Consider the following 26,307-nt stretch of genomic DNA (forward strand, 5'->3'; position numbering starts at 1 on the left):
CCGACGTTTATACCTCGCGCGGATGATGGCAGGCGTTATGAGTAAAGGGGGGAGCTTCGTGTCACCTGAAAATAGGGTCGAAGAATTTTTGGAGAAATATAAACTTCGGCCAGAACGATTCACCAGCGCCGAAATGGCCTCTGGAAAAACACCGGATTTTCGAGTCTTCAGCGGAAACGATTTAGAGCTTTATTGCGAAGTAAAAAGTCCGGATGAAGATACTTGGCTTGACGACCAGTTGGATCAAGCAATGCCAGAAGAGATTGTTGGAGGCTTGAGAAAGGATCCAACTTTTAATCGGCTTACTGCTCATATCCATAAAGCAAGAAAGCAGTTCGACGCCGTAAATCCTAATGAGGCGTTCCCAAATGTACTGGCTTTTTACAACCAAGACGAGAATTCAGGCTTTCTAGATCTATTGGCGGTAACGACCGGCAACTTCTTTTCTGAAGATGGTAGCGTTTTTCCGATCTACAAAAATTATTCTGAAGGCCTTGTAAAGAGGGATGTCGAGAAGATTCATTTGGTCATATGGCTTGATAAGCACAAACCTCACAGATTCTGGTTCAATACAATGAATTCAAAATTCCAAGATAGCTTGTGCTCAAGGTTTGGGTTTGATCCGGAGAAGCTTCAGCTTGTTCACTCATAACAATCACAGGCAATCCGACGGCTTTTTCGTTCCGCCTGCGGCACGTACGAAGCCGCGGTTTCTGCGGGCGTTTTATCGTGATATCGCATGAGTATTGCTGAACTCAAACAACTGGCACCGGTCCTGTCTCTAATCGTGGCGGGGCTCGCGGTGTTCGTTGGCCCCTTTGTGTCGTGGCGGGTGGCGCAGCGACAATCAGATACTTCGCTTCGGGTAGCAAACAAGCAAGTAATCGCACCAATGCGACAAGCTTGGATCAATTCGCTTCGAGATCTCGTATCGGAGCTGCTTGGGAAATGTGCACATTACTGGGCGAGTGGCTACGAAGACCGCGAGGATTCGGAATACCAGCACATCACAGAACTCGTTCATCGCTTAGAACTTCATATCAACCCAAGAGAGCAAGATCACGCGGAGTTGGTAACGAATGCGCGTGCGATGGAGGGGGCGCTCGGGCAGGCATCCCGAGAGGCAGATAAGAAGTTCTGGAACGCCCACCAAGAGATCCGCCGGCTGGCTCAGGATATTCTGAAGCGTGAGTGGGACCGGACAAAAACGGAGATATAACTTGACGTTTAAACCGACGCTCGCAAGCGCGCGCGGCGCTTAGTTTCTCGAGATATCAAATGCAGCGCTTATCTTTCTATGAAGCCTGTTAGTTGCGAGGAGCTCTGAGAAAGTGAAGAGCTCAATCCCATCTAAAGAAGGTTCTAGCTGATGAAATATAGTAAAGCGATGGAAAGAGTCAGAAGTGGTGAGATGTCGCGATCCGATCTCGTCAGGCTCAAGCGTAATGCCGAGCAAAAGCTAGCAACAGGCGATACAGAAGCTCAGCAGGTTCTAGACGCCATCAACAATGCCACACCAACAGACTCATACGTTCTATTCATGGGGTTTTGTCCGGGAGCTGATTTCAGCGAGCGTTTAGATACGGAATGGAAAGAACAGGGGATTTGTAGATTCGATTACCTTGAGAGCGAGCATCAAGTAGTGCGGTTTAACTCCATCTGCCAAGGCGATTTAGTTGTCCTCAAGAAACGAGAAACATTCGGTAGGACGATGAAGCTATATGGTCATGGCAGAGTGAAAGCTGTTGCTTACGATGAGGACCAAATTCGGTATTTGAAGATGGATTGGTCTGACCAAGATCAGGTGATTGAAGTTCCTCTGATGGGCTGCAACTCAACTGTTGACGTTAAATCAATTGAGATGGTTGAGGACGAGATGCCTCAGGAGTTTTACGCTTGGTTAGAGGTATAGCCAGGTGCGCCTGAGTACGCGGCCGATGGCCGCCGGACGCACTTTCCGTGGATCCTTAGTTGCCACTACAAGGTCGCCGCTTTGCTTCGGGGTTGATCGCCCATTTTGAGTGTTCGCTTTGCGACCTAACAGGCCAGCCAAGCTTTTTAAACAAAAGCGGACATTCGCGCGCCTCACTTTTCGGTCGGTTTTTGTCCTAGTTTTGGAGCCCGTAGATTGTACATTGCAGGCGCCTATCTCTTTCAGAAATTTGCCCACCTCCGCTTATCGGATGCATTCATCGGTATCAACTAAGGGAAAAGTGTTTATGCAGTATGAGCGCTGCCAAATCTTGGCGGTTTTGATTACGGGTTTTCTCGCCACTGGCAACCTCACAGCCGATACGCTGGTAAAGCAATCCTCAAGCGGGCTTTGTCACCCTCTCGAAAGTAACTGGTACGACCGCACTGAAAATTACACAGCTTACGACTCTGTTGAGGCCTGCCTGGACGCAGGAGGGCGGCTACCCCAAGGGTTAACGCTCGCCTCGCTTGGCGGCCACCAGGAGTCCACTGGTGGCCCTCAGGAATACGAGCGGTCAAAGTTCGGGCATGGATGGGACGATGCTGATGGCGATTGCCAAGACAGCCGCGCCGAGGCTTTGATCGCAATGTCTGCCACGACGGTGCGGTTCGCCAATGACGATCGATGTCGGGTGACCACTGGGCGCTGGATAAGCTCTTTTACAGAGAATGTCATTCAGAACGCGAGTGAAATCGACATCGACCATGTCGTCCCACTTGCTTGGGCCTGGGAACATGGGGCGGCGGGATGGAGCCATACAAAACGTGAGCAGTTTGCGAACGACCCCGTGAACCTTTTGCCGGTGGAGGCCAGCCTAAACCGCAGCAAGGGAGCGTTAGGTCCGAATCAATGGCTACCACCGGCAGGCCACTGTGGCTATGTGGCGCGATTTACCCGCATCATGAAAAAGTACGAGCTCGAACCAACGAAGTCCGAGTCGTCTTGGCTGCGCGATTTCTTGAACAGTTGCCGTTCATGATCTGCGGGACCCTCGGCTGAGCCTAGGTTAGGCTCTTGATATTTAGAACCCTCTCCACGTCAAGACCATTTCAAAGAGTCAGGTGAGGTAGATGGAGGCAGGCTAGCCCGATTACTCAGCCCTCTTTTAATCGATTTTTCTTTCGATCTGAGTGCCAACCAGCGATCAACCCGATTTAGTAATTGGCGTTACTAAATGCTACTAAAGCCCGCGGTGCCTTCCTCTCCGAGGTGTATGGGCACCCAGGCTCATCGGCTCATCCCCGGTAAGGCTCTGGCTGATCGCGGGTCGAAACACATGTTTCGGAAACGCCATCCCCTCAAACCTGCGATCTCATGGTTCCCGAACTGACATGACGACCAGGCGGTGATCAACGTTTAGGAGCTGGTTACGGCCTAGGTCATGCAGTGGTTGATACCAGTGCTTGTGACCAAAGATCACCAGCGATGAGCCGTGGTTTTCCAGGTAATCCCGAACGGACGGGTCCCCGGGCTGATTACGGTCCGGATCGTCTGGGCCCTGGTGCAGGAGCAAAATCTGCGGTTTGGCGGCAAGGGTGTCCTGAAGCACCTTGCGGTAAGTCATTTCACCGCGGCGATGGTGCCGATCCTCCTGACCGATGATGCCAGACACACCCCCAATTCTCAGGCCTGCATACTCCCGCACCTGCCCATCCAGTGCTATCGCATTGGGAGCCAATTCGTCCTCGACCATGTCGTGGTTGCCATGAACGCCGATTACTGCCGGTGAAGTGACCGCAAAGGCATTCCAGACCGCAGTGACATCGCCGGTACCGCCTAGTTTGTGGAGGTCGGGATAATCGAATAGATCTCCGGCCAGCAGCACGACATCAACGTCTGGAATTTCGCCCAGATCCTGGAGTAAGGCCAGCTCTTCGGCAACCGCTTCGCCCAGCAATCGATTCCCGTTCCGGTCCAGTTCCCGGCCCTGAATATCGGACACCGCCACCAGGCACTGTATCCCGGCCGGCATCGCATCGATCCACGCCCGATGGAAGGGCAGCACCACTCGCCTTTCAACACCGCCTGGGCCGGAAGACCGGTACTCGAGCTGGTGAAAGGGCGTGTGTTCAAGGTCAAGGATCTTCATATCGTTTACCCTGATGGGAGGGGTGAGTTATACGCTAACTTAAATGACCTAGCGTATAACGCCGCCCCGAGTGATGGGTCATTGTCGGGTGAGTGAGATAGTCCTTCGGGGGATAGATTGGTACAGTTCGGAATGGCTTCACAGGTCTATGATGATCGGCGGATTCGTCGGTCTGTAGCGCTCAGTGCAGACACTGGCGTTCGCGAACGTCATCCCATCACGCTCTCGCACTGAAACCCCATAACCCTCGTGGATGTGTCCGCAGACATGAACCTTCAGATGGGGCAGCTGATCAATCCGCTGGGCAAGGGCACGGCAGCCGACATGCACCCTCTCTGCCGGAATGTAGTCCAAAACATTCAGCGCGGGACCATGGCTCACTAGAACATGCGTATCGTCCGGTACTCGCTTCAGTCGGCCTCTTAGTTCTCCTTCACGAGCGTTGAAGGCCATATGTCGGAAGATCGGTTGCCAAGGGAACCCGTAGAAATTTAGAGCGTCTATCGACACCGACTCACCCTGGAGGTAGGTGATGCCCTGCTTCTCGCACATCTCCCGCGACCAATCCGGATATCGTTCAAAACTGAAATCGTGGTTACCGGCGATCAGTATCTTGTGTTGGTGCGGTCGCGCCCCAAACCACCGTGTGAAGTCATCGAGCGCGGGCAACGAGCCATTGCCGGTGCAATCGCCCGCGTGGATCAGTACGTCCCCGTCAGGGATCGCTGGCATATCGTGATGTCGGCTGTGGGTGTCGGATATACAGACTAATCGCAAACTGAGGCTTCCTAAGCTAGTGGCTAGAAATGACGACTTCAGAAGAAATACTCGATACAGCTGCTGTTCTTCGTCAAGCCCTTGAAGTATGGGGATCCGAAGAAGCCGCCGACGCGTGGCTCGACAGCGAGGTTCCCGCTCTTGGAGGCGGCTGCCCCAGAAAGCTCTTAGATACCTCTGAGGGCCGGCAATGGGTATCCCAAGTGCTCCGCAAATTAGAATACGGTGATTTCAGTTAATGCGCTCGTCCCGTTAGCGTGAGTCACACGTTTTCTTGATGTCCTTCAGTGCCAGTTCCAGAGCCCGGTCATTCTCAGGGTATGGTGGTAAAAACTCTGTGATCGGAACCCACCAGCCTTCTTCCCCGGGAACGATTACCGCTTTCTGATCATCAAGCAGGAAAGCGTCGGCCCTCCCACACGCTCTCTTTGGCTTCTCGGTCCCCGATGGGCGGATAACCGGCAGATCCTTAAACCAAGGGGGCGCTGCGCCCTCCATAACCAATAGATTTCGGATGGTCTCAACGCGAGTCATGCTTACACTGGTGTAGATCATCAGGTCACACAGTTGTCCGGCAGCCTCCAAAAACGAATGCAGTCCAGGTCGGGGGATTTGGGAGACCGCATTGCTAATCAGCGTGCCCTCCAGATCAAGGCATAGGAGGGGTGCAGGGGACTGGTGTGCTGTGTGTTTGACCATGCATCTATTCTAGTGCGATATCCTTAAGAAGGATCGTCTAACTAAGTGGCGGCCCTTATTAGGTCTCTCCACAATTGCCTGTTAAAGGAAAGCGGTGATTGCATTCGTTCCTACGGACCTGCCTTTTTCATCGGGTTCTACCCCGTTTCATCGAGCGGAGGGACGCGATCAATGCTTCTCTATCTACTTGTTTTTGATTACCTTAAGTGTCAATTATTGTTAATTATTGCTGCTATCAATAATTATTGATGACGATATGCACGCTTAATCACTAGAGCAGATAAGGTAAATACCAAAATCGGTCCTGCTTAATAACGGATGAAATCGCAGTCGACAGCCTTCTCTACTGATTCCCAGCTGTATGGGTAGGCTGTTTCATCCAGCTTGTCACAAGCAAACCCGAACGCGGTTTCATTCTGGGGATTGGTGATTGCTTTTCTTGCTGTGTAACGCCAGAAAATTCCATCGTCCTCTTGTTCAAACTTAGACAGTTGAACGATGCCGCATTGGCCATCCGGCTCACTGACGACACTCCAGCCTGAAGCGGATTCTTTAAAATGCTGGCTGAAATTGTTGATTGTGACCTGGCAGGTCCGCGTTTCTCGATCAAATGTAATCTCGGTCATCGCTAACATATGCTCAACACTGGGCTCCGAGCAAAAGTCAGTTGCAAGTGGTGCGAGTTTTTTGATGAGGGCCTTGAATTCTGATTTCCGAGGTCCGCCGATTCCGTTAGTGGGCAGTTCGACGCGACCAGCAAGAATATCCTCAAGCTGCTTCGAGTATTCACAAATTGATTCAGCCTGTTTGCTAAGTTGATCATCGGACATCCCTTCGAACTCTTCTATTATCTTGCGTCTCTCGCCCGGCCAGTCCGAGGCATCTTTAACAGAAGAGATCGAAACCTGTGTGAAGTCACAACTCAGAATTTCTGAAACGCCCAGTTTGCAATGGTACTGCAAACCATCATTTTCAATCTCGCCGCTGAGCATTCCCCTCGTAGGGTAATCTGCACTAATGGCTTGTGTGGTCCATAGGCCGACTGTGGCAAACACTATGATTGATGTCCTTTTCCCCATCCCACTCGCTCCATTCCATCCGAATTTCGATACCATCATTAGCGTAGCCTCTGTTAATCACACTGATAAGCCAAAGGCTTTGTTGCCCACATTCAATTTGGTCATGTTCCTCCCCGGCTTCGCAGTGGTGGGCAAACTCCCGAATCGGTAACCATCTACCAATCTGAATTTTCGCTTTGTGACCGCCTAGGCCTCCCAGAAGTCCTAAACAAAAGCAGACATTCGAGTCGGGGCTACCCTCCACAGTCTCCAAGCTCATCAGAGCCATTTCATCCAGTCTGATTGGCGGAGCAAATTGCAGACGCTGAATGATTACATGGCAGAGAATACCGTGCTCGGCTAAGCTGTTGTTTTATCGCTTTATGTGCAGCGCGATTGATGGTTCAAAGTCAGTAATAATGACGCAGTCAAATTTCTGCAATGATAGAGCGCGCTGCCTATTTGCTGTTAGAAATCATGGAGACTATTTGTGGACGGCGAACGCATTCAGAACTATTGGTCTGATGAGGTTGATGCGCTTGTTAGAACCTATCGTCAGTTCGAAAAACTCATACCTTCAGAACGCGTCGATGGCGCTGCTCACGCGGGCGAAGACGGGCGATACGTAGAAGATCTCGTCCGCGAGTACTTGCAGCAATTCTTACCACGTGATCTGGAGGTCCTCACTGGCTTCATTCTCAGGCCAGCGGTTAAAACGGGTGAAACCGGCCGAGAGCGTGGAGGTGATCAAGATCGGCATTCTGGGCAACTAGACATCATTGTTTACGATTCTGCCGCGTATCCAGTATTTCAGCGTTTTGGGAACAGCGTAATTGTTCCTCCGGAGGGGGTAGTAGCCGTCGTCTCGATAAAGAAGCACCTGAATGATGGCGATGTATTGCACGAGTGTGGTGAACTGTTCGATGCCGCTAGCCTTTGCCAAACGCTTCGATCCAATGACAGGAATGACAAGGTAAGGGGGCCTTTTTTGGCTCTAGTTTCAGTCAAATCCAAGATCGATAAAAAAAGAACGGATAACCTCGATTGGATATTTCAAAAGGTTCGAGAGGCTTATGCACCAAGAACTGAGGTTACATTCGATCAACTCATCGGATATATAGGCGCCATGGACGAATGGAGTATCTTCAAGAGAAGACCCAGTAATCAACTTAAAGCAGCAGAGTACGTGGGTTTTAATCACCAGCCGAACGAATCTCATTTAGGTCTTCAGTTTTTACTCACCGGCATTTTGAGTGTGTACTACGATGATTCACGGCGATCGCTAAGGCGCCCAGGGTTTACAGCATTCCCATCCGGTAGGCCGCATGACAAGAAGCTTGGAGAAATTTCATGTACCAAGCTCAGGTAAAGTTGATTTCTAACTAGTAGTTGCAGTTCGTTCCGGCCCTACGGGGCTCCACCGGACCGGTTTCCGGCGAAGTATCGCCTCCAAAACCGGCCGCTGAACATTGGCGTTATTCTCGAACCTCAATGTTCGCTTTGCGACCCAAGGCTACTCACGGACCTCAGCTAAACAAAAGCGAACATTCGAGTCAGGCCTTTCCGCTGAAAGTTCCAAGCGAATCACTGGCCTTTCATCCAGTATGATTGACGGAGCAAAGTACAGACGCCAAACGATTCCGTGGCAGTGCTCGCGATGGTGGGCTAAGCTGTTGTTTTATCATCTTATGTGCGGCGCGATCGATGGTTCAAAGTCAGTAATAATGACGCAGTCAAATTTCTGCAATGATAAAGCGCTGCCTAATTGCTGTTAGCCAAAGGGAGGAAAAGTGACAGCTCCAGTAATAACGATGAAGCAGCTTCTAGATGGCGTCGAAAAGTACAAAGCCAATGTCCGTCCATGGACGCAGACTCTAAATAGAGTGGATTGGTTTTTATTAATATCTGGCGAGCTGTACCCGTTAAAGTATACTTATGCTCTTGCCGCTGATTGTCCTCCGTCGACTTATAGCACCAATCAAATGAAGGCTGTCCTGAAAAAGCTTCCAGTAGAATTTGTAAGCATAAAAGGACAAAAAGATGCACAAAGCTCATTTTTTGACGAAGTTGAAGCAGCTTTAAAAGACTCAGCGAAGCGCCAAAAAAGGCTAAAAGAAGCATCCCAAAAACCAGCGATGAGGCTTACGTATCAAGCAGAATTTATAAGGAACGCTGATGTAGTCGCTGAGGTCTTGGTGCGGGCGAAAGGTAAATGCGAATGCTGCGGTGAATCTGCTCCTTTTCTCCGTTCAAAAGACGGCTCCCCCTACTTAGAGGTTCACCATAAAGTATTTCTTTCAAACGGTGGGGAAGATTCTGTAGAAAATGCAGAAGCACTTTGTCCAAATTGCCATCGTGAAAAGCATTTTGGCTAACAATCGCAGACACGGCGACGCCCACTGCATTGCGCCTTCGGCTACATTGCGTGGGCGCGCATGCTGCAAGCGTTGATATGACTCCCCACGTCAACAGGCATACACCCATCCAGGCCCGTTTTTCAGGGCTCCGGTTTTGCCGTTAAAGGGCGGGGTCAGAACAGACGCTGGGACCAGTAATCGTCGACGGTTTTCATGCTGATATCCGTGGGTTTTCACCACCTTACTTTTCCGTCGTGAAGCCGGTCCTCCGTCTAGGAGCGAGCGTCTGGTCCGAGTTTCAACCAGGCTTCCTAACGCGCGTCGAGGGTTGCTTCACACTCCGCGGCCCGAAGCGCCTGTTCTGTCCCATAACCGTTGTCATAGCATCAACCTTGGATCGGGTTTGGCGATCACCACTTCCCGGGCAATGGCCCAGATATGCCCGACGAGTTCTTTGGCGATGGCGGCGACGACTACGTTCCGGTGCTTGCCGCGCTGCATCAGGGTTCGATAGCGCCGGCAGAGCCGGACCCGGGCATCCCACGCCTTTTCAACAATGGCTTTGGGCAGATCCTCCTGTCGGAGTTGCAGGATCTTTGAGGTTTTCGCCGGATACCGATAGGCATGCGCGGCCTCAATGAGCATGCGCCTTGCTCGTTTGTTACCAGCGCAGGTCAGTGGCCCGATTCGTCGGCGGTTGCCGCTGGACCGTTCGCTGGGTGTCAGGCCGACATAAGCCATCAGCTTCCCGGGGTTGTCGAAACGCTGGAGATCACCCAGCTCGGCCACCACGCTCGTGGCCACCAGCAACTGAATGCCCCGTAACGCCTGCACCGCTTTGACCAGTGGGTAGAAGCGCCAGCGTCGCACCTGGTAGGTGAGTTCGTTGTCCAGTCGTTCCAGACGCTTGTGGCGTTCCACAATGGTGTAGAGCATTTCCCGGAACACGGTGTTCTGCGCCGGTGTTGGTATGACCAGTTCCGAGAGCCAGCGGATGTGCGCGGCCGACCAGTTGGCCGAGCCGGTGTACCGGATATCGTGCCTCAACAGGAACGCCTTGAGCTGGCTCTTGGCATTCTTGAGATCCCACATGGCGGTTTCCCGCTCCCGGGAGAGATCGCGGATAGCCTCATCTTCCGGTTCCGGCACATAGATGGGATCGATGTCGCCGTTGCGTAGCAACTGGGCCAGTTGCATGCAGTCGCGCTTGTCGGTTTTGACCTGCTGGCCGGGTTTTTTGGGAATCAGTGACGGTGACACCACAAAGCAGGGATAGTCCCAGCTTGAAAGCAAACGGTAGAGCCAGTAACCACACGGACCGGCTTCATACACAAACTGAAGCTGGCAGCCCGGGTGTCGGGACTCAAACTGCCGGACCATCTTGCGGATGGCGTAGTGCTGGGTGCCGATGGCCCCGAGGTAAGTGACCGGTTCTGTTCGGGAATCTGTGGCGTAGGCCACAGCGATAGAGTTCTTGTGCGTATCCAGGCCAACGAACACTGTGCTATGTTTTTTCATGGTGCTGCCCCCCTCCAATTTTACGCTTAAGAACACGTAAATTATGGCTCTGGCTGAGGCTAACCCACGAGGTGGGGGCAGCCCCCTGGTGGGGAGTCATAATGTCTAGCTGAAGGTGAAAGCGCATGGATGCACGACATAGTTTGATAGAGGCGTACTTCAAGCATCTCGAATCGAAGCTTGAGACGATCCGAGCTATATCGGAGATCTCAGAAGAGGAAGCTTTGATGCTGTGTTGTTGCCATCTAGAGGCTCTTGGAACCCGGCAATATCAAGAAGTTGAGTACACTGATCCGCCACGAAAATCGATACCGAATTTTTCAAAATCTGCTGCTTTTACAAAAGTCTTAGCTGAACATAGCGGATATGGATTTTGGGATAAAATCCACCCGATTGGCTTGCTTTCTTACCTTCCCAAGTTATTTGATCCTGACATGCAGGACTACATGATCGCATTGGGCGAAATAGGGTATGAGTTGAGAGAAGAAGACTTTGTGATCGAGGCTGTTTCACACCTTTTTCGTAACTCAAAACAAAGAGAGTGGTTCGAAAATCATTGCCACAAAGGAAGTCTCGGCAACATTGCATATTCGAAGGTAAGGAGCGAGATTGTCCACAACATTACGCATCAACCAATTTCCTTCGATGCCAATTGGCAAGGAGAAAGGCTTCCAGACATTGATTATGGCCTGATGGTTGAATGCTTGGAGAATGTGATTTCGAGCTTAAAAGCTATTTCTCTCGAAACAAGAAGGTTTTGGTGGGAGCAATGAGCGCATGGTATCTGGACTCAGCTAACCAATCCGTCAACGGGGCTGGTTTTCCGTTGGCGCTGTAAGCCGGCTCGTTACGCTGGCCTTAGCAACAAACAGGAGCTGACTTGTGATTGCTGAATACGCAGCTGCATCTGCAACCATCGTGGGCCTGCTTTCAGCCTTCGCTACAGGTCGGGATGTTACCAAGGGAAAGGAGCTTTCGGAGTTTATTGCTTGGCTTATCGAGCACAATCATCATCAGTTGGTGGACGAGATAAACAAGGATCAAGCGACTACCGTATTTATAAAGGCTTTTCTTAATCGAGAGATACCCCAGATCCATGCGAAGTTGGATGCTGTTCTTGCTCTTGTTCAGAGTCTCATGGAGAGACGGTCGGCTGGAGAGGAGGCCGCCTTCGGCACACCCCTCAACGCGCATTATGGGAAAAGGATAATCACATTTCTTTTCGAGCAATTTAAATCGCACGGGTTTACGAACGATGATTTTGACTATGCCTTGGAAGAAACACGAGCTCTACTAGACCAGCACCTTGAACCCATCAATTTGTACGTACTTGAGAAGATGGTGCGCGAATGCCTCTCATCAAACGCATCGGCCACTGAGATAGTTCATGAGCATTGGCAAAACTTGGTCGATTGAGCTAACAAAGCCATGCACGGCGACGCCTTCTACATTGCGGCTTAGCCTCCATTCCGCAGCCGCGCATGCTGGCTGGCGTTATGTGTGAAAAGAGATCATGACTGAATTTCATCCTGAACACTTGCGCCCACTGGAGGATATGCAAGCTCCTGATCCTAGGTGGAGAGCTTTTGGGCGCATCACACGAAATGGTGTTGAATCAATTTCTCTCGAACGGTACGCGAAACCGATCCAGGCAATACGGTTGAACAATGCAGTTCCAGAGTCTGTAGTGATTCATTTCGAAACGGCGAAGAACCTTGCGCTGTTCGCTTGGCACGTATATCGGTTCGTTCCCGTTGCCGAGTTGCACGCGTTCATCTCAGTAGAGTTGGCTCTTAGAGAGAAAACCGAAAATAGAAAAGCGCCATTCAAAAAATTACTTCAACGCTCGATCAATGAAGGATGGCTGTCAAACGAAAGCTTTTCACAATGGCAAAGAGTTACTGAGCACCGAGCCTTGCAACATGAAGAAGACGTGGAGCTTGCCAAGGTGCTCGATACGGAACCACCGGAAGAGCCAAAATACTGGGATTATTTAGCAGTATTAAAAGAACACATTCCGTACTTTAGAAACACCTACGCCCACGGCAGTACCAGCATTTCTCCATGGCCATACAAAGCTCTGGAGGATAGTGCAGAGATAATCAATCAACTATATCCGGCTGGCGAAGGTAGCGGGTGAATTTCGTTCACCGTCAAACACACATAACAAATGCAGGCACGGCGCTGCCCTTTCCATCGCGCCTTTGGCTCTATTCCATGGGCGCGCATGCTGTAGGCGTTAGCGCCTAGGAGAGTTCATGCCAGAAGAAACCAATCGAGCTAATTCCTTCAACACGGGTATTGCTGCTGAATATTTTATCTTGTCTCAATTGTATCGTCGTGGAGTTGAGGCCTACGTTAGTCAAGGAAACAAGAAAGCCATTGATATTCGTGTTGTCCTAGAGAATGAAAAGGCGATTTCAATCGATGTGAAAGCTGTAAGAGGTTATTCGTCGCTTGTAGTAAATAACGTAAAACCCAAAGAAAATCACTTTTTGGTGATTGTGATATACAACAACAAATTTGAAGATGTGAATATTTCCCCTGATGTTTTCGTGGTTCCGAGTATTGATGTACCCGCAATTACGAAGCAATGGAAGCAAGAAAAGCGCGTAATGAAGGGGATTTGGCACCCTACTTAAATAAGTGGGAGTTGCTGTGCTAAGAAGCAAAGGCAGCGTTGCCCCTGCGCAGCTGGACCTCGCTACGTTCGGCCTCTACTTTGAGCGTTATCATTCAACTCGAATGTTCGCTTTGCGACCGTAGCTTCAGGTTTGTACCTCCGCCAATCAGTCTTTGGAACGCCGCATTCAATTTCGTGAGACCTGCTACGCTGAGAAATGACCCCACCTCCACATAAGGTTCTGCCAGATGGGAGCGTGTCATCCTTTGGTATCTCTATGGACCGAGGGCGTTAACCATTCACCGGCTGAGCCTGCAACACCTGGCGACTCCGCTGACGCGAACGCAACCCCACCAGAATCAGCGGTACCACGATCATGGCACTGCCCACGGCGAACCAGAGATCGGGCATCTCATTGAAACCTATCCAGCCAATCAGCACCGCCCAGATCAGGCCCGTGTATTCCGCGCTTGTGACTTGATTGGCGTCTACCTGGCGGTAAGCCAGCAGCACGGTGATGTTGTAACCCAGGATAAAAAGCGCCGAGCCCAGAGCGCTGAACAGTATTGATGGGTCCCAGGCCGCCCCTTCTGCCAGCATCAGAACAAAACTGGCGGGCAGGATCAGCAGGTAGTTGAGCATCAGCTTGTGCACGGTGGACTGACCACTGGGCAACTTACGCACCATCACCGCGTTTATGGCAAGTGCCAGTGCCGCGGACAGAGCGGCTAGGGCGCCCCATCCCAGTTCCACAGGCCGCAATATCACCAGAATGCCGACAAAGCCGCTCACCACCGCCAACAGACTCAGGGGCTTCAGCCGCTCCCGAAAGATCAGCACTGAGAGCAGCATCACCAGGATGGGGGCGGCGTAAAAAACAGCATTGGCTGTGGCCAGCGGCAAGCTCACCAGGGCGACGACCATGCACAGAATTCCAACCAGGTGGATGTGGGCCCGGATAAAGTGAGTTCCCAGTCCCTCGAAGAGTCGACTGCGGTCTACTTGCTGCCAAAGTGGCAGCAGCATCAGGAGAGTGAGGAAGCAGCGCAGGAAGGCGAACTGGAAAACCGACGCCCCCGGCTCCAGAAGCTTGATGAACACATCCGAGATCAGTGCCATGGCGTTGCCGATCACTAGCAGCAATATGGCGCTGTTGACGGTTTTTCCAGACATGATGACCTCCTATGGTTCCGGCTTCGACAGGCGCTAGCCGTATCGCGCCTGAGTGAATGCGATTTAGTGCTGTCATTGTCAGAGAAATCCGACTCACGACAGGAAACTGACAAAAGCCAAAACGAGCCAAGACAGAAGGAATCTCACCTTAAAATTGTGAGGCGCTCATCCTGAGATGACTCAAATGGCCCCCTAAGCCTTGGTGGGTCTGGTCTTGAGCAATCCCACGTTGCTTGAGATCGAATCTCAATCTCGACTTGGAATGACACATGTAGGAGGCATTCTAATGACGTGTTAATATCCGATAAAATGATGTTTATTCCTTAGCTATTAGAAAAATAGATAATGAAACTGCCACCCCTGAAATCCCTGCCGGTCTTCGAGACCGTCGCCCGACTCAATAGCTTTTCGCTTGCTGCGGACGAGTTGGCGGTGAGCCAGAGTGCGGTCAGTCACCAGATCAAACAGCTGGAAACCTATCTGGGAGAAAAGCTGTTCTGGCGCAGTGGCCGAACCCTCACGCTGACGGACGAGGGCCGTCAGTACCTGGACGGCATCAGTTCGGCGCTGCTGCAGATCGAGCGGGCCAGTGAGCAGCTGCTGGGCCACGAGGAATCGCGGCTGCGGTTGTCGGTGTTCAGTTCCTTTGCTGTTCGCTGGCTGGTGCCCCGACTGCCGGACCTGCAGCGGCTGCATCCCCAGGTGGAGCTGGCCCTGGAGATGAGCATCGAGAGCCCGGTGCTGTCGGACCGGGTGGCGGACTGCTTTATCACCATCCACAAGGGCTCGCCGGCCTACAGTTACGAACTGCTGTATGTGGAGCGTCTGTTCCCGGTGTGCAGTCAGGATTACTGGCAGAAAATCCGTCGGGAGCTGGGTCGGGAAGGGCCGGATGCCGATGATCTGCCGATGTCGGTAGAGGAGGTATCGCAGTTTCCACTGTTGTCGACCCACAGCATTTTCGAGAAGGCGGCGGGAGACTGGGACGCCTGGTATCGGGCCGTCGATCAGCGGATTCCGGCAGCCGCGAGCATCCAGCATTTCAGCCACATGCTGCTGGCGCTGGAGGCGGCACGGTTCCATCAGGGCATCGTGCTGACCAATGACTACATGCTCAGTACCCGAAAAGATTCGGAGGATTTCGTGCGCCTGCCCTGTCATCCGGTGATGACCGGGGACCGCTTCTACTTTGCTTGGAAAACCAGTCGGCGCGGTGAACGGGGGCTTCAACTGCTCAGGCGGTGGCTGGTGGACGAAGCGATTCGTGGTGGGCTACGGGGCGAGTAAAACGAGTGATCCGGAACCTTTGGCCATGAACCAGCGTTAACGTCATAGAGTTCCATGCCGTGTTAACTTATCGGAAACGCCAGATGTAAGGAGTTGGTAGATGATGAAGTCCATTTTGATGTGTGCCCTGTTGGGGCTGACGATCGGTGCATTGCCGGCAATGGGTGACCAGCTGCCCCCAGGTCTGCAGAAAAAGTTGGAGCGGGGGCAGCCCCTGCCGCCGGGTTGGCAGAAGAAGCTCAACTACCACGAAGGGGATCGCTTTGATCGGGATTTGCTTAGCTACGGCAACATCTACGACATCGATGGACATCGCCAGCGCGTGGAAATCGAGGATCGGGTCTACACAATCATCAAGGACACCCGGGAAATTATCGATATTCTCGACCAGTAACGTCCAGGATGGGACGCTGTCAGGTAGTTTCGAGGGCTTCCCATACCTCAATAGCGGCGGCAAGGTCTTCCAGCGAGGCGCCCACGGATTTGAACAGGGTAATGGCCTGGTCATCCGTACGTCCCGGCTTGTCGCCGCGTAGCAATTCCGCCAGGTCGGCGCTCACATCGGTCTCACGGAATGCGCCTTCATCAATGGCCTGAAGCAGGTCTCCCGCCTCGCCCATGGCACCGGCGTAAGTATCCACGAACACCTTGCTGCGTGTCAGGCACGCATTATCGGTTTCCCGCATGGTCGGCCGGAACGCACCGACCAGATCCAGATGACTCCCGGGTTGCAGCCACTCCCCTCTGACCAAAGGTTCGCTCGACAGGGTCGCGCAGCTGATGATGTCTGCTGCCGGAACGGAGGTTTCCAGGTCCTTCACCGCTTCACAGTCAAAACGGTCGCTGAAACGTTCAGCCAGCGCGGCAGCCTTGTCCGGATTACGGCCCCAGATCCGTACCTTGCGGATGGGGCGCACGGTGGCATGGGCTTCAATCAGCATGGGTGCCAGTTTCCCTGTTCCTACCACCAACAAGGATGATGCGTCTTTCCGAGCCAGCTCCCGGGCAGCCAGGGCCGAGGCGGCTGCGGTACGTCGGCTGGTCAGCGCGCTGCCATCAAGGCAGGCCAGGGGGGTGCCGTGCAGGCCTTCGCACAAAACATAGAGACCCGAGATGGCCGGCAGGCCTGCGTTCGCATTCTGCGGGAATACGTTGACCATTTTCATGCCGATATACCCCGCCGGTTCCCAGGCTGGCATCAGCAGCATGGTAGCCTCGCCGTCCGGCCGGTGCATGGCGTGATGGTGTCGTGGTGGCGCTTCCACGCCCTGGCGGAAAGTACGGGCGAGGCGTTCGATCAGTGCCGGCCACGCCAGAGCGCCGGCCACCTCCTGGGCAGAAATGACTCGCATAGTACGTAACCTTTAACTCTGTTTACGGCTGGCCAGTCGCTGGATCTCACCGATGATGCCACGTCGGAATGTCATGACACAGACCACGAATATAGTGCCCAGGATCACCTGGACCCAGGAGCCGAAGGCTGACAGCTCGTGGCTGAGGGCGCCCACAGTGATGGCACCAAGTACCGGGCCAAAAACCGTTCCCAGGCCGCCGACCAGGGTCATGAGTATCACCTCGCCGGAGGTTTGCCAGTGGGCGCTGGTGAGCGCGGCAAACTGGAAAATGATCGCCTTGGTGGCGCCGGCCAGCCCCGCCAGGGTGGCGGAGATGACGAAGGCCAGCAGCTTGAAGTGGTCGACGTCATACCCCAGCGAGAGGGCGCGGGATTCGTTCTCCCGGATGGCCTGCAGCACTTCACCAAAAGGCGAATGGATGGTGCGGTGGATGATGCCGAATCCGATCAGGAAAATGGCGAACACGAAATAGTACATGGCGAGCGAGTTGTTGAGGTCGATAAACCCGAAGAGCTCGCCCCGAGGAATGCCTTGCAGTCCATTCTCGCCACCGGTAAAGGGCAACTGCAACGCCATGAAATAGATGATCTGTGCCAGTGCCAGGGTGACCATGGCGAAATAGATGCCTTGCCGGCGAATCGCCAGAAAGCCGAAGATGCCGCCGAGCACCAGGGTAAACCCGGTCCCCGCCAGGATACCCAGCAATGGCGAAAACCCCCACTCCTTGGTGACATACCCGGTGATGTAGGCCGCACCGCCGAAGAAGGCGGCATGACCAAAGGACAGGAGTCCGGCATAACCCAGCAACAGATTGAAAGCGCAGGCGAACAGCGCGAAGCAAAGCAGGTCCATCACAAACACCGGATAGGCGTAGAGCGGTGCAGTCAGGCCGGCAACGAGCATCAGTATGAACAGGATACGGTTGGTCATGAGCGGCTCACTTTTCCTTACCGAACAGTCCCGCGGGGCGGAACAGCAACACCAGGACCATCAGGAAAAAAATCACGGTGCTGGCGGCGGGTGGATAGATAACCTTGGTCAGCCCCTCAATCAGGCCGAGTGCAAGGCCGGAGAGAATGGCACCCATGATGGAACCCATGCCACCGATCACCACGACGGCGAACACCACGATGATCAGGTCGGCCCCCATCAGCGGGCTGACCGAGTAAATCGGTGCTGCCAGCACGCCGGCCAGGCCGGCGAGGCCGGCGCCGAAGGCAAAGGTCAGGGTGATCATCAGCGGCACATTGAGGCCAAACGCCTGGGTCAGGTCCGGGTTCTCGACACCGGCCCGCAGCCGCGAGCCGAGTTTCGTGTGTTCAATGAAGAACCAGGTGGCAAAACACACAACCAGAGAAAAAATGATGGCGAACAAGCGGTAGGTGGGGAAGTACATGAAACCGAGATTGACCACGCCGCTCAAGCTCTCCGGCTGGCCCGGGTAGGGCGTGCCGGAGACGTTGAAATAGTTGGAAAACAGGCCCTGCAGAATCAGCGTGATGCCGAAGGTCAGCAGCAACCCGTAGATATGATCGAGATCGTACAGGCGTCGGAGCAGGAGGCGCTCAATGAGAACCCCCAGCAGTCCGACCAGCAGGGGCACCAGAATCAGTGACGCCCAGAAACCGATCTGGACGCTGATCCCGAGCCACTGCTCCAGAAACGAGTAGCCAATCAATGCGATGAAGGCACCGAGCATGTACATGGCGCCGTGGGCAAAGTTGATGATGTTCAGCAGTCCGAATATCACCGCAAGCCCGAGGCTCAACATGGCGTAGAACACACCGACATTAAGCCCAAGCAGCGCCTGGGCCAGAATGACCTGCATCGACACGTTGGCTATCTCCCCTTAAGTGATGGTCAAACCGTGTTAGTTAACCAGCGAACACTTGGTGTCAGCCATTGAGATGAAGGCCTGGTCTGCAGGAATCTTGGAGACCACATCGAGCAGATCCCACTCGCTGTTCGATTCCGACGGCTTTTTCACTTCCACCAGGTACATGTCGTGCAGCATGGAACCGTTCGGGGCGATTTTTCCGCCCTTCACGAACATGTCGTTAAGGGTCATCTCGCCGAGCTTGGCGCGGACCGTGTCGGAATCGTCGGTTCCGGTGTCCTTGACGGCCTGCAGGTAATGGCTCACCGCCGAATACACGCCAGCATGCACCATCGTTGGCATCGCACCGTGGCGCTCGTGGAAGCGCTCTGACCACGCTTTGGTTTCTTCATTCTGGTTCCAGACAAAGGCGGTGGTGAATTGCAGACCCTGGGCAATATCCAGCCCCATGCTGTGCACATCGGTGATGAACACCAGCATGCCAGCCAGCTTCTGGCCACTCTGGACAATCCGGAACTGGTTGGCCTGTTTGATGGCGTTCACGGTGTCCTGACCCGCGTTGGCCAGGCCAATAACATCGGCGCCGGACGATTGTGCCTGCAGCAGGTAGGAGGAGAAGTCGTTGGTGGAAAGCGGTGCGTTGACGTTGCCGACCACTTCGCCGCCCAGGCTCTCCACCACGGCACCGGTGTTATCCCGGAGTGAGTGGCCGAAGGCATAGTCCGCGGTGATAAAGAACCATTTCTCGCCGCCGTTCTTGACCATGGCGGTGGCTGTACCCACCGGCAGGGCATGGGTGTCGTAGACGTAGTGAATGCCATAGGGCGAGCACTGCTCTTCGGTCAGTGCGGTGGTGCCAGCCCCGGTGTTCATGGTGATGATTTTCTTGTCCTTGGCGAGGCCCTGCACCGAGAGCGCCACCGAAGAGTTGTCCAGGGCCGTGATCATGTCCACCTCTTCGGCGTCGATCCATTCCCGGGCCGTACTGGCGCCAATATCCGGTTTGTTCTGGTGATCAGCAGAGATGACTTCGATGGGTTTGCCCATTACCGAGCCACCAAAGTCTTCGATGGCCATTTTGGCAGCGATTACGGCACCCGGACCTTCCAGGGACTTGTAGACCCCGGACATGTCACTGAGTACCCCGATTTTGATCTTGCCGTCCGACAATTCCGCGGCTGCGGATAAAGGCATTGCGAGGGTCGCTGCAGCCACAGCGGCGACCAGTCCTTGTTTCCAGTGCTTGAACATAGTGGGTTTCCTTTTGTTATTAGATTCCGGGTCGGACCCATAAAGGCGGTCCAGGCCCACAGGCTCAGACACTCAGGTGTCTGTTCAACTGCTCCTTTTTGGCCTCGAGATCGGCCGCATCAATCTGTTCAACGACCTGACCGTGTTCGATCACGTAGTGCCGATCCGCCAGAGGCGCGGCAAAGCGAAAATTCTGTTCCACCAGAATGATCGTGAAGCCCTTTTCCCTCAGTTTCCGGATGACATCGTCCAGGGCTTTCAGGATCACCGGGGCAAGTCCTTCGGTTATCTCGTCCAGGAGTAAAAGGTTGGCTCCGGTGCGCAGGATCCGGGCAATCGCCAGCATCTGCTGTTCACCGCCGGAGAGCTTGGACCCCTGGCTTTTGCGCCGCTCTTTCAGGTTCGGAAACATGGAGTAGATTTCATCCACCGACAGCCCGCCTTTGGCGATGACCGGTGGCAGCTCCAGATTTTCATCGACGTTGAGAGACGCAAAAATTCCCCGTTCTTCCGGGCAGTACCCCAGTTTGCCCACATGGGCAATCCGGTGTGTGGGCATATGGATGATTTCGGTACCGTGGACCTTTATGGAACCGGTACGTTTGCTGACCAGCCCGAGTATGGCTTTCAGGGTTGTTGTCCGTCCGGAGCCATTCCGGCCCAGCAGCGTAATGACTTCACCCTCGTGCAGGGTCAGGTTCAGGCCATGGAGTATGTGCGACTCGCCATACCAGGCGTGCAGGTTCTCAATCCGCAGTAGTTCCGGCTTCTGCTCAGGCTGCATCGGTGGTTCCCATGTAGGCTTCCATCACTTCAGGGTTGTTGGAGACCTCGTCATAGTTGCCCTCCGCGAGGATTTCGCCCCGGTTCAGCACAGTGATCCGGTCGGCGAGCGTTGCAACCACATTCAGGTTGTGCTCCACCATCACAATTGTTCTGCCCTCGACCACACGCTTGATCAGGTCAGTCACCGTGCCCACATCTTCCGAACTCATGCCCTGGGTGGGCTCATCCAGAAGCATTAACCTTGGTTCCAGGGCAATAGTGGTGGCTATTTCCAGTGCCCGCTTTTGCCCGTAGGGCAGTTCCACCGCTTTGACGTCGGCAAACTTGCCAAGGCCAACCTGCTCCAGCGTCGCCTGCGCCTTCTCGTTCAACTGGTCAAGAATTCGCAGCGGGCGCCAGAAGTGATAGGACACGTTCAGTTTCCGTTGCAGGGCAATGCGGACGTTCTCCCGGGCCGACAGATGGGGAAACACGGCAGAGATCTGAAATGACCGGATTAATCCGCGCTGGGCAATGCCCGCTGGCCGGGCATGGGTGATGTCCCTGCCGTCATAAATGATCTGGCCGGATGTCGGCTTCAGAAATTTGGTCAGGAGGTTGAAGAAGGTGGTTTTGCCTGCCCCATTCGGGCCTATCAGGGCATGGATCGACCCTGTCTGGACGCTGAGATTGATGTCCTTGACGGCTGTGAAGCCCTTGAAGTCTTTGGTGAGGCCATGGGTTTCCAGAATAGTGGCCGGTTTCCGGGCGTAATCGGTCACTGAAAGCACCCCCGTCAGGCCAGTGGACTGTGATTCAGGCACTGGCGGTTGTTGTTTTTATTACCTTTCATTGTCATAAATTGGCAGTTCGATATGCCGTATACGCATTTCAGTAAAGATGCCGGACGACGATCTTGTCAAGTTGGGTCAGCTAGACGAAAGCATTAGGCGGGGAATAAAGGAGGGGGGATAAATCAATAACCTGGAATGAATCACGGACCGCTTTCCGGTCCGTGATTCCTCGCTGTTACTCTTCGTCTTTCGGCGCGCGTTCCACCACCTTGCGCTTACCCTTGGCGCACCGGGACAGGGCCTTCAGCCCCTCGCCGTCGAAGGCATCCACGCGGATAACGTCGTACAGCGCGGTCAGGGCTTCCAGCAGCTGATCGCACTCCTCTTCCTTCACCACGCCCTGGGCACAGGCCCAGTCCACCAACTCCTTGCGCTGATGGCCCATCAGCAGGGCAATGCCGTCCAGTTCGTCCTCGTCCCGGTTACGGATGGCCTGATGCAGCCTGCTGCGCATGTCGACGGTTTCGTGGGCGAGCTTGTAAGCATTCAGTACGCGTCCGAGAGGGTCGTCCGGATCCATGGTCACGAACGTGCCCCGGCTGATCCGCTGCCGAACCGGGGTGTCCTTGACGATGGATTCGGCAACCTGGGCTCCCAGCTTGTCATCCGGGCCGTTTAGGCCGGTCGCGCCCAGCGGGAACACCAGGAGGCGCAGGGGCCAGCGCAGGGCGGTCACCGGGAAGTTGATGATGGCTTCGCGCATGGACGCCTGCAGGTCCCGCAGGCAGGTTTGCAGGCACCATTCCACCAGCGGTCGCTGGTCGTCGGGGTAGCCCTCTTCATGCCATTGCTTGATGACGGCCGTGGCGTAGTACAGATGGGTCAGGCAGTCGGCCATGCGGCCAGACAGCCTCTGTCGGGCCTTGAGACCTCCGCCGACCGTCAGCAGGGTGACGTCCGTCATCAACGCAAACGCGGCCGAGAACCGGGCCAGTTGCCGGTAACTGGACTTGATGTCGCCCTGCCGGGGCACCGATTCCAGCCATCCCCGTGACAGCCCAAGCATCAGCGCACGCAGGGCATTGCGGGTGGTGTGGGCGAGGTGCCGATAGAAGATACCGTCGAATTTCCTGACGGCCTGCTCCTGGTCCTCCATCCCGGCGGCTTCGATTTCCTCAACGATGAACGGATGGCAGCGGATCGAACCCTGACCAAAGATCATCAGGCTGCGGGTCAGGATGTTGGCGCCTTCCACGGTGATGCCGATGGGCACGGCCTGGTAGGCCCGGGCCAGGAAGTTGCGCGGCCCGGTAATCACCCCGCGGCCGGCAACCACATCCATGGCGTGGTTGATGACTTCCCGCATCAGGTCGGTGTTGCGGTACTTCAGCACGGCCGACGGCACCGATGGCCGCACGCCCCGGTCCAGCATGCCAGAGGTCAGCAGGCGCGCGGCATCCATCATGTAGGTGTAGCCGGCAATGGGCTCCAGTGCTTCCTGCACGCCTTCGAACTGGCTGATGGAGCGGCCGAACTGCTCCCGGGTGTAGGCGTAGGAGCCGGTCGCCAGGCTGGCAACTTTGCCGGCACCGGTGCCCAGGGCCGGCAGGGAGATGGAACGGCCGATGGACAGGCATTCCAGCAGCATGGTCCAGCCCTTGCCCAGCATGTCCTGGCCGCCGATCACCTGGTCCATGGGAATGAACACGTCGGTGCCCCAGGTCGGGCCGTTCATGAACACCGTGTTCATCGGCAGGTGCCGGGCACCGGCATTTACACCCTCGGTCTCCCGGGGCACCAGCACGCAGGTCACGCCCACCTCTTCGTCGCCGCCCAGCAGTTTGTCCGGGTCATAGACCTTGATGGCCAGGCCGATCAGCGTCGCCACCGGCGCCAGGGTGATGTAGCGCTTGTTCCAGGTAACCTTCAGACCCAGCACTTCCTTGCCGTTCCATTCGCCCTTGCAGACGATGCCCTTGTCCGGGATGGCGCCCGCGTCCGAACCGGCCACCGGCGAGGTCAGGGCAAAGCAGGGAATGTCCTCGCCGTCGGCGAGGCGGGGCAGGTAGTGGTGTTTCTGCTCGTCGGTGCCGTAGTGCATCAGCAACTCGCCCGGACCGAGGGAGTTGGGCACCATCACCGTGACCGCCGCCGAGACGCTGCGGGTGGAGATCTTCATTACGATCTCGGAGTGTGCGGTGTTGGAAAAACCGAGGCCGCCATCTTCCTTGGGAATCACCAGTCCAAAAAAGCCCTTTTCCCGGATGAACTTCCAGACCTTGTCCGGCAGGTCATACTGTTCATGGGTGATTTTCCAGTCGTCCAGCATTGCGCAGAGTTTTTCCACAGGCCCGTCCAGGAACGCCTGCTCCTCGCTGCTGAGGTGGGCCGGTTGGGCATCGAGTAGTTTGTTCCACTGGGGTTTGCCGGAAAACAGCTCGCCATCCCAGTCGACGGAGCCGGATTTCAGGGCTTCCGCTTCGGTGTCCGAAAGCGATGGCAAACGGTTGCGCACCCAGCCCAGGAGCGGGCGACTGAGTTTGTTGAGGCGCAGGTCGCCGGGCAGCACCAGAATCAAGGCAAGAGCCAGCAGCGCGCCACCGCAGAGTATGCTGATAATGTGCCAATGGTCCTGAAACAGTCCAACCACCGTCGCGATGGTCATGATGGCGGCGGCGGTGGTACCGCCAATGCCGAGGTAGATCAGGACCAGGGCGCTGATCAGCAGTAACAGAACACTCATGGGAAGACCTCCATTTCACGAATAAAATCAACCAGATTTGTTCTTAACCTTCGGTCAAAGTTCGACCAGTTGCAAGCTGGCAGCGACACGCACTGTGAACATTTACGACCGAAATGGCGGGAAGTGGCAAAACCGGAACCGACGTCGGGTGGTTACTGGCTGGAGGCTGTATGGCCGGGTCAGGGCCAGAGTCCGATTACCAGAAGCGCCAGGGTCGCCAGCAGCGTGGCGACGTTGGCGCCGAGAACGGCGTTGAGACGGTCCGGCTGGTCCAGGGCATGGGCCAGGTGTCGGCTGACCCAGAAAGCCAACGGGGCGGTTAGCAGGGCAAAGCCGGTGATCGGTGGCAGCCAGCCGGCGAGCAAACCGAGCACGATGGCGAGGTAATTCGCGACCAGCAGGACGGGCACAAGCCGGGCGGCCGCAGCGCGGCCCCGGGTAACAACCAGGTGTCGGCGGCCAACGGTACGGTCGGCCTCGGCGTCGGGAATCTGGTTGATCAGCAGCAGTTCGCTCGCCAGGAACAGGCTGATCAGTGAAACCAGAATGCCCGTGGCGTCGATCCGGGCGCCGAGGGCGATGAGGGCCCCCAACACCATGACCGGCCCGAAACCCAGTCCTGGTGCCAGCAGGCACAGCAACGGCGAGCGCGTGAGCCAACGGGTGTAGGTGAGGATCAGCAGGACTCCGACCACTCCCACCAGCAACATGGACATCCCGCGCAGCCACAGGAAATACAGCCCAATTGTGATGACCAGGCCCAGGGTTGCCAGGGCAGCGGCCAAGACCTTATTCGCCGCCGAGGGGTGCCGGGGCAGGGCGCCACTGCCTCCGGAAAAGGGCGTTCGCCGGGTGATCCGATCCAGGCCGGACAGAAAGTCCTCGTACTCGTTAAACAGATTGACCGCCGCATGGGCAAGTACAGCGCCCAGCAACACCAGCAGGGTGTCGACCAGGCTTTCCGGTTCACCCTGACGCCAGGCAACGGCGATCCCCAGGCCCGCGCACAGCGGGGCAAGAATCAGAAAATTCGGGCGTGACGCCCGGATAACCGCAGCGCTCTCGGCCATGGCTTTCTTTCCCTAGATATAACCTTCGGCGAACACCAGTCCCAGGACGATCGGCATGACCACAAGGCTGCCGAGGTTGCCGAGCAGCACCAGCGACGCCACCTTGTGCGGTTCCTGCCGGTATTGCTCCGCGACCATATAGTTCAGCACCGCCGGTGGCAAGGCGGCGAAAACCCAGAGCGATGCCACCTGCAGTCCGGGCAGATCGAGGATCTGAATCATCGGCCAGGCCAGGATCAGGCCGCTGGCGGGGCAGGCGATGGCACCGAGCATGCCCAGTTTCCAGTCGCTGAAATCGACATCCAGCATCCGCACGCCAAGGGCAAACAGCATCAGCGGAATGCACACCCCGCCCAGCATGTTCAGGGTTTCCAGCAACCATGCCGGCAGGGGCACGCCGCCGAGATTGACCGCCAGGCCGGCGATGCTGGCAAACACAATGGGGAGCTTCAGTCGCTGAACAATGGAGGTGTGAGGGTCGAGCATGTACAAGCCGACCGAGAAATGCAGCAGCATTTCGACAATGAACAGGACCACCGCCGCGGGCAGAGCGGCATCGCCGAAGGCCAGAACCAGCAATGGAATACCCATGTTGCCGGAGTTGTTGAACATCATTGGCGGCAGGAAGGTCTTCAGGTTCAGCTTCAGCACTTTCGCCACCGGGTAGAGGACGATGCCGGAGCCCAGCACCACTACGGTTGCCGCGAGGGCGAGGCGGGCGTATTCCTGCAGCGGAGCCTGTTGGTCGGCCAGCACCGCGAACACCAGCATGGGCACAAACAGTTCCATGTTGAGAATGTTCAGGCCCTGAATATCGGGGGTGCGATAACGGCCATAGAGAGCCCCACAGCCGGCGATAACAAAGACCGGCAACATCGTGGAAAGAATCTGGGCAATCATTGAAGGCTCCGACAGGAGTGACAGTGGTCCAAGACA

28 protein-coding genes are annotated in these 26,307 nt (G+C 55.2%); 13 read left to right on the forward strand and 15 right to left on the reverse strand.

What is annotated here, in order from left to right; genetic code table 11:
* Nucleotides 1–58: 58 nt before the first annotated feature.
* From QQF73_RS00555 to QQF73_RS00570, 4 genes are all read left to right on the forward strand, one after another.
* Nucleotides 59–652, forward strand: a complete 594-nt coding sequence (locus QQF73_RS00555) for a hypothetical protein (protein ID WP_285366849.1) — start codon at nucleotides 59–61, stop codon at nucleotides 650–652.
* A gap of 87 nt (nucleotides 653–739) precedes the next feature.
* Nucleotides 740–1,219 (forward strand): hypothetical protein, encoded by a 480-nt coding sequence (locus tag QQF73_RS00560; RefSeq protein WP_285366850.1) that lies wholly within the window; start codon nucleotides 740–742, stop codon nucleotides 1,217–1,219.
* A 150-nt stretch (nucleotides 1,220–1,369) separates the two neighbouring features.
* Entirely contained in the window at nucleotides 1,370–1,912 is a 543-nt protein-coding gene (locus tag QQF73_RS00565) for a hypothetical protein (protein ID WP_285366851.1), read from the forward strand.
* 307 nt (nucleotides 1,913–2,219) lie between these two features.
* Entirely contained in the window at nucleotides 2,220–2,954 is a 735-nt protein-coding gene (locus tag QQF73_RS00570; RefSeq protein ID WP_285366852.1) for an HNH endonuclease family protein, read from the forward strand.
* Between the two features lie 333 nt (nucleotides 2,955–3,287).
* Here the strand turns inward: QQF73_RS00570 and QQF73_RS00575 are convergent, their stop codons facing one another.
* Both QQF73_RS00575 and QQF73_RS00580 read right to left on the reverse strand, forming a co-directional pair.
* Nucleotides 3,288–4,064, reverse strand: a complete 777-nt coding sequence (locus QQF73_RS00575; protein WP_285366853.1) for a metallophosphoesterase family protein — start codon at nucleotides 4,062–4,064, stop codon at nucleotides 3,288–3,290.
* 138 nt (nucleotides 4,065–4,202) lie between these two features.
* Nucleotides 4,203–4,841 (reverse strand): metallophosphatase domain-containing protein, encoded by a 639-nt coding sequence (locus tag QQF73_RS00580; protein WP_285366854.1) that lies wholly within the window; start codon nucleotides 4,839–4,841, stop codon nucleotides 4,203–4,205.
* A gap of 29 nt (nucleotides 4,842–4,870) precedes the next feature.
* On the opposite strand from QQF73_RS00580, the gene QQF73_RS19245 reads away from it, so the two are divergent.
* On the forward strand, nucleotides 4,871–5,080 hold the full coding sequence (locus QQF73_RS19245; RefSeq protein WP_425607943.1) for an antitoxin Xre/MbcA/ParS toxin-binding domain-containing protein: 210 nt from the start codon (nucleotides 4,871–4,873) through the stop codon (nucleotides 5,078–5,080).
* A gap of 13 nt (nucleotides 5,081–5,093) precedes the next feature.
* Here the strand turns inward: QQF73_RS19245 and QQF73_RS19250 are convergent, their stop codons facing one another.
* Both QQF73_RS19250 and QQF73_RS00585 read right to left on the reverse strand, forming a co-directional pair.
* Complete coding sequence (locus QQF73_RS19250) at nucleotides 5,094–5,540, reverse strand: NIF family HAD-type phosphatase (RefSeq protein WP_425607944.1); 447 nt, start codon at nucleotides 5,538–5,540, stop codon at nucleotides 5,094–5,096.
* Nucleotides 5,541–5,848: 308 nt separating this feature from the next.
* Entirely contained in the window at nucleotides 5,849–6,532 is a 684-nt protein-coding gene (locus QQF73_RS00585) for a hypothetical protein (protein ID WP_285366855.1), read from the reverse strand.
* A gap of 556 nt (nucleotides 6,533–7,088) precedes the next feature.
* On the opposite strand from QQF73_RS00585, the gene QQF73_RS00590 reads away from it, so the two are divergent.
* Complete coding sequence (locus QQF73_RS00590) at nucleotides 7,089–7,967, forward strand: DUF6602 domain-containing protein (RefSeq protein ID WP_285366856.1); 879 nt, start codon at nucleotides 7,089–7,091, stop codon at nucleotides 7,965–7,967.
* A gap of 421 nt (nucleotides 7,968–8,388) precedes the next feature.
* Nucleotides 8,389–8,973 (forward strand): HNH endonuclease, encoded by a 585-nt coding sequence (locus tag QQF73_RS00595; RefSeq protein WP_285366858.1) that lies wholly within the window; start codon nucleotides 8,389–8,391, stop codon nucleotides 8,971–8,973.
* Nucleotides 8,974–9,333: 360 nt separating this feature from the next.
* On the opposite strand, the gene QQF73_RS00600 is transcribed toward QQF73_RS00595, so the two are convergent.
* Complete coding sequence (locus QQF73_RS00600) at nucleotides 9,334–10,473, reverse strand: IS110 family RNA-guided transposase (RefSeq protein WP_285366859.1); 1,140 nt, start codon at nucleotides 10,471–10,473, stop codon at nucleotides 9,334–9,336.
* Nucleotides 10,474–10,598: 125 nt separating this feature from the next.
* Here QQF73_RS00600 and QQF73_RS00605 point away from each other — a divergent pair, with 125 nt between their 5' ends.
* From QQF73_RS00605 to QQF73_RS00620, 4 genes are all read left to right on the forward strand, one after another.
* Nucleotides 10,599–11,246 (forward strand): hypothetical protein, encoded by a 648-nt coding sequence (locus tag QQF73_RS00605; protein ID WP_285366861.1) that lies wholly within the window; start codon nucleotides 10,599–10,601, stop codon nucleotides 11,244–11,246.
* Nucleotides 11,247–11,355: 109 nt separating this feature from the next.
* Complete coding sequence (locus QQF73_RS00610) at nucleotides 11,356–11,889, forward strand: hypothetical protein (protein ID WP_285366862.1); 534 nt, start codon at nucleotides 11,356–11,358, stop codon at nucleotides 11,887–11,889.
* Between the two features lie 97 nt (nucleotides 11,890–11,986).
* Nucleotides 11,987–12,613 (forward strand): hypothetical protein, encoded by a 627-nt coding sequence (locus QQF73_RS00615; RefSeq protein WP_285366863.1) that lies wholly within the window; start codon nucleotides 11,987–11,989, stop codon nucleotides 12,611–12,613.
* 118 nt (nucleotides 12,614–12,731) lie between these two features.
* Nucleotides 12,732–13,115 carry a hypothetical protein gene (locus QQF73_RS00620; RefSeq protein ID WP_285366864.1) on the forward strand — a complete coding sequence of 128 codons (384 nt, stop codon included), beginning with the start codon at nucleotides 12,732–12,734 and terminating at the stop codon, nucleotides 13,113–13,115.
* A gap of 272 nt (nucleotides 13,116–13,387) precedes the next feature.
* Here QQF73_RS00620 and QQF73_RS00625 read toward each other — a convergent pair whose 3' ends face one another.
* Nucleotides 13,388–14,269, reverse strand: coding sequence for a DMT family transporter (locus QQF73_RS00625; RefSeq protein WP_285366865.1), 882 nt, complete (start codon nucleotides 14,267–14,269; stop codon nucleotides 13,388–13,390).
* Nucleotides 14,270–14,614: 345 nt separating this feature from the next.
* Here QQF73_RS00625 and QQF73_RS00630 point away from each other — a divergent pair, with 345 nt between their 5' ends.
* Together QQF73_RS00630 and QQF73_RS00635 are read left to right on the forward strand one after the other, a co-directional pair.
* Complete coding sequence (locus QQF73_RS00630; protein WP_219867341.1) at nucleotides 14,615–15,556, forward strand: LysR family transcriptional regulator; 942 nt, start codon at nucleotides 14,615–14,617, stop codon at nucleotides 15,554–15,556.
* Nucleotides 15,557–15,656: 100 nt separating this feature from the next.
* Nucleotides 15,657–15,950 (forward strand): hypothetical protein, encoded by a 294-nt coding sequence (locus tag QQF73_RS00635; RefSeq protein ID WP_285366866.1) that lies wholly within the window; start codon nucleotides 15,657–15,659, stop codon nucleotides 15,948–15,950.
* A gap of 19 nt (nucleotides 15,951–15,969) precedes the next feature.
* Here QQF73_RS00635 and lhpI read toward each other — a convergent pair whose 3' ends face one another.
* The 9 genes from lhpI to QQF73_RS00680 all read right to left on the reverse strand — a co-directional run bounded on the left by lhpI (nucleotide 15,970) and on the right by QQF73_RS00680 (nucleotide 26,271).
* Nucleotides 15,970–16,908: a bifunctional Delta(1)-pyrroline-2-carboxylate/Delta(1)-piperideine-2-carboxylate reductase gene (gene lhpI, locus QQF73_RS00640; RefSeq protein WP_285366867.1), complete on the reverse strand. Its 939-nt coding sequence runs from the start codon at nucleotides 16,906–16,908 to the stop codon at nucleotides 15,970–15,972.
* Nucleotides 16,909–16,920: 12 nt separating this feature from the next.
* Complete coding sequence (locus QQF73_RS00645) at nucleotides 16,921–17,841, reverse strand: branched-chain amino acid ABC transporter permease (RefSeq protein ID WP_219867339.1); 921 nt, start codon at nucleotides 17,839–17,841, stop codon at nucleotides 16,921–16,923.
* A gap of 7 nt (nucleotides 17,842–17,848) precedes the next feature.
* Complete coding sequence (locus QQF73_RS00650; protein WP_219868102.1) at nucleotides 17,849–18,739, reverse strand: branched-chain amino acid ABC transporter permease; 891 nt, start codon at nucleotides 18,737–18,739, stop codon at nucleotides 17,849–17,851.
* Nucleotides 18,740–18,781: 42 nt separating this feature from the next.
* Nucleotides 18,782–19,999 carry an ABC transporter substrate-binding protein gene (locus QQF73_RS00655; RefSeq protein WP_219867338.1) on the reverse strand — a complete coding sequence of 406 codons (1,218 nt, stop codon included), beginning with the start codon at nucleotides 19,997–19,999 and terminating at the stop codon, nucleotides 18,782–18,784.
* Between the two features lie 64 nt (nucleotides 20,000–20,063).
* Nucleotides 20,064–20,783: an ABC transporter ATP-binding protein gene (locus QQF73_RS00660; protein ID WP_219867337.1), complete on the reverse strand. Its 720-nt coding sequence runs from the start codon at nucleotides 20,781–20,783 to the stop codon at nucleotides 20,064–20,066.
* A complete protein-coding gene (locus QQF73_RS00665; protein ID WP_219867336.1) occupies nucleotides 20,773–21,546 on the reverse strand; it encodes an ABC transporter ATP-binding protein in 774 nt (257 codons plus the stop codon). The genes QQF73_RS00660 and QQF73_RS00665 overlap by 11 nt, the downstream gene beginning before the upstream one ends.
* Nucleotides 21,547–21,793: 247 nt before the next feature.
* Complete coding sequence (locus QQF73_RS00670) at nucleotides 21,794–24,301, reverse strand: acyl-CoA dehydrogenase (RefSeq protein ID WP_219867335.1); 2,508 nt, start codon at nucleotides 24,299–24,301, stop codon at nucleotides 21,794–21,796.
* A gap of 179 nt (nucleotides 24,302–24,480) precedes the next feature.
* Entirely contained in the window at nucleotides 24,481–25,371 is an 891-nt protein-coding gene (locus QQF73_RS00675; protein WP_285366868.1) for a prenyltransferase, read from the reverse strand.
* 12 nt (nucleotides 25,372–25,383) lie between these two features.
* Complete coding sequence (locus tag QQF73_RS00680) at nucleotides 25,384–26,271, reverse strand: AEC family transporter (RefSeq protein ID WP_219867333.1); 888 nt, start codon at nucleotides 26,269–26,271, stop codon at nucleotides 25,384–25,386.
* Between the last annotated feature and the right edge of the window lie 36 nt (nucleotides 26,272–26,307).

The sequence above is a fragment of the Marinobacter albus genome (genome assembly GCF_030238305.1).
In the GTDB taxonomy this organism is placed as follows: Bacteria; Pseudomonadota; Gammaproteobacteria; order Pseudomonadales; family Oleiphilaceae; genus Marinobacter; species Marinobacter albus.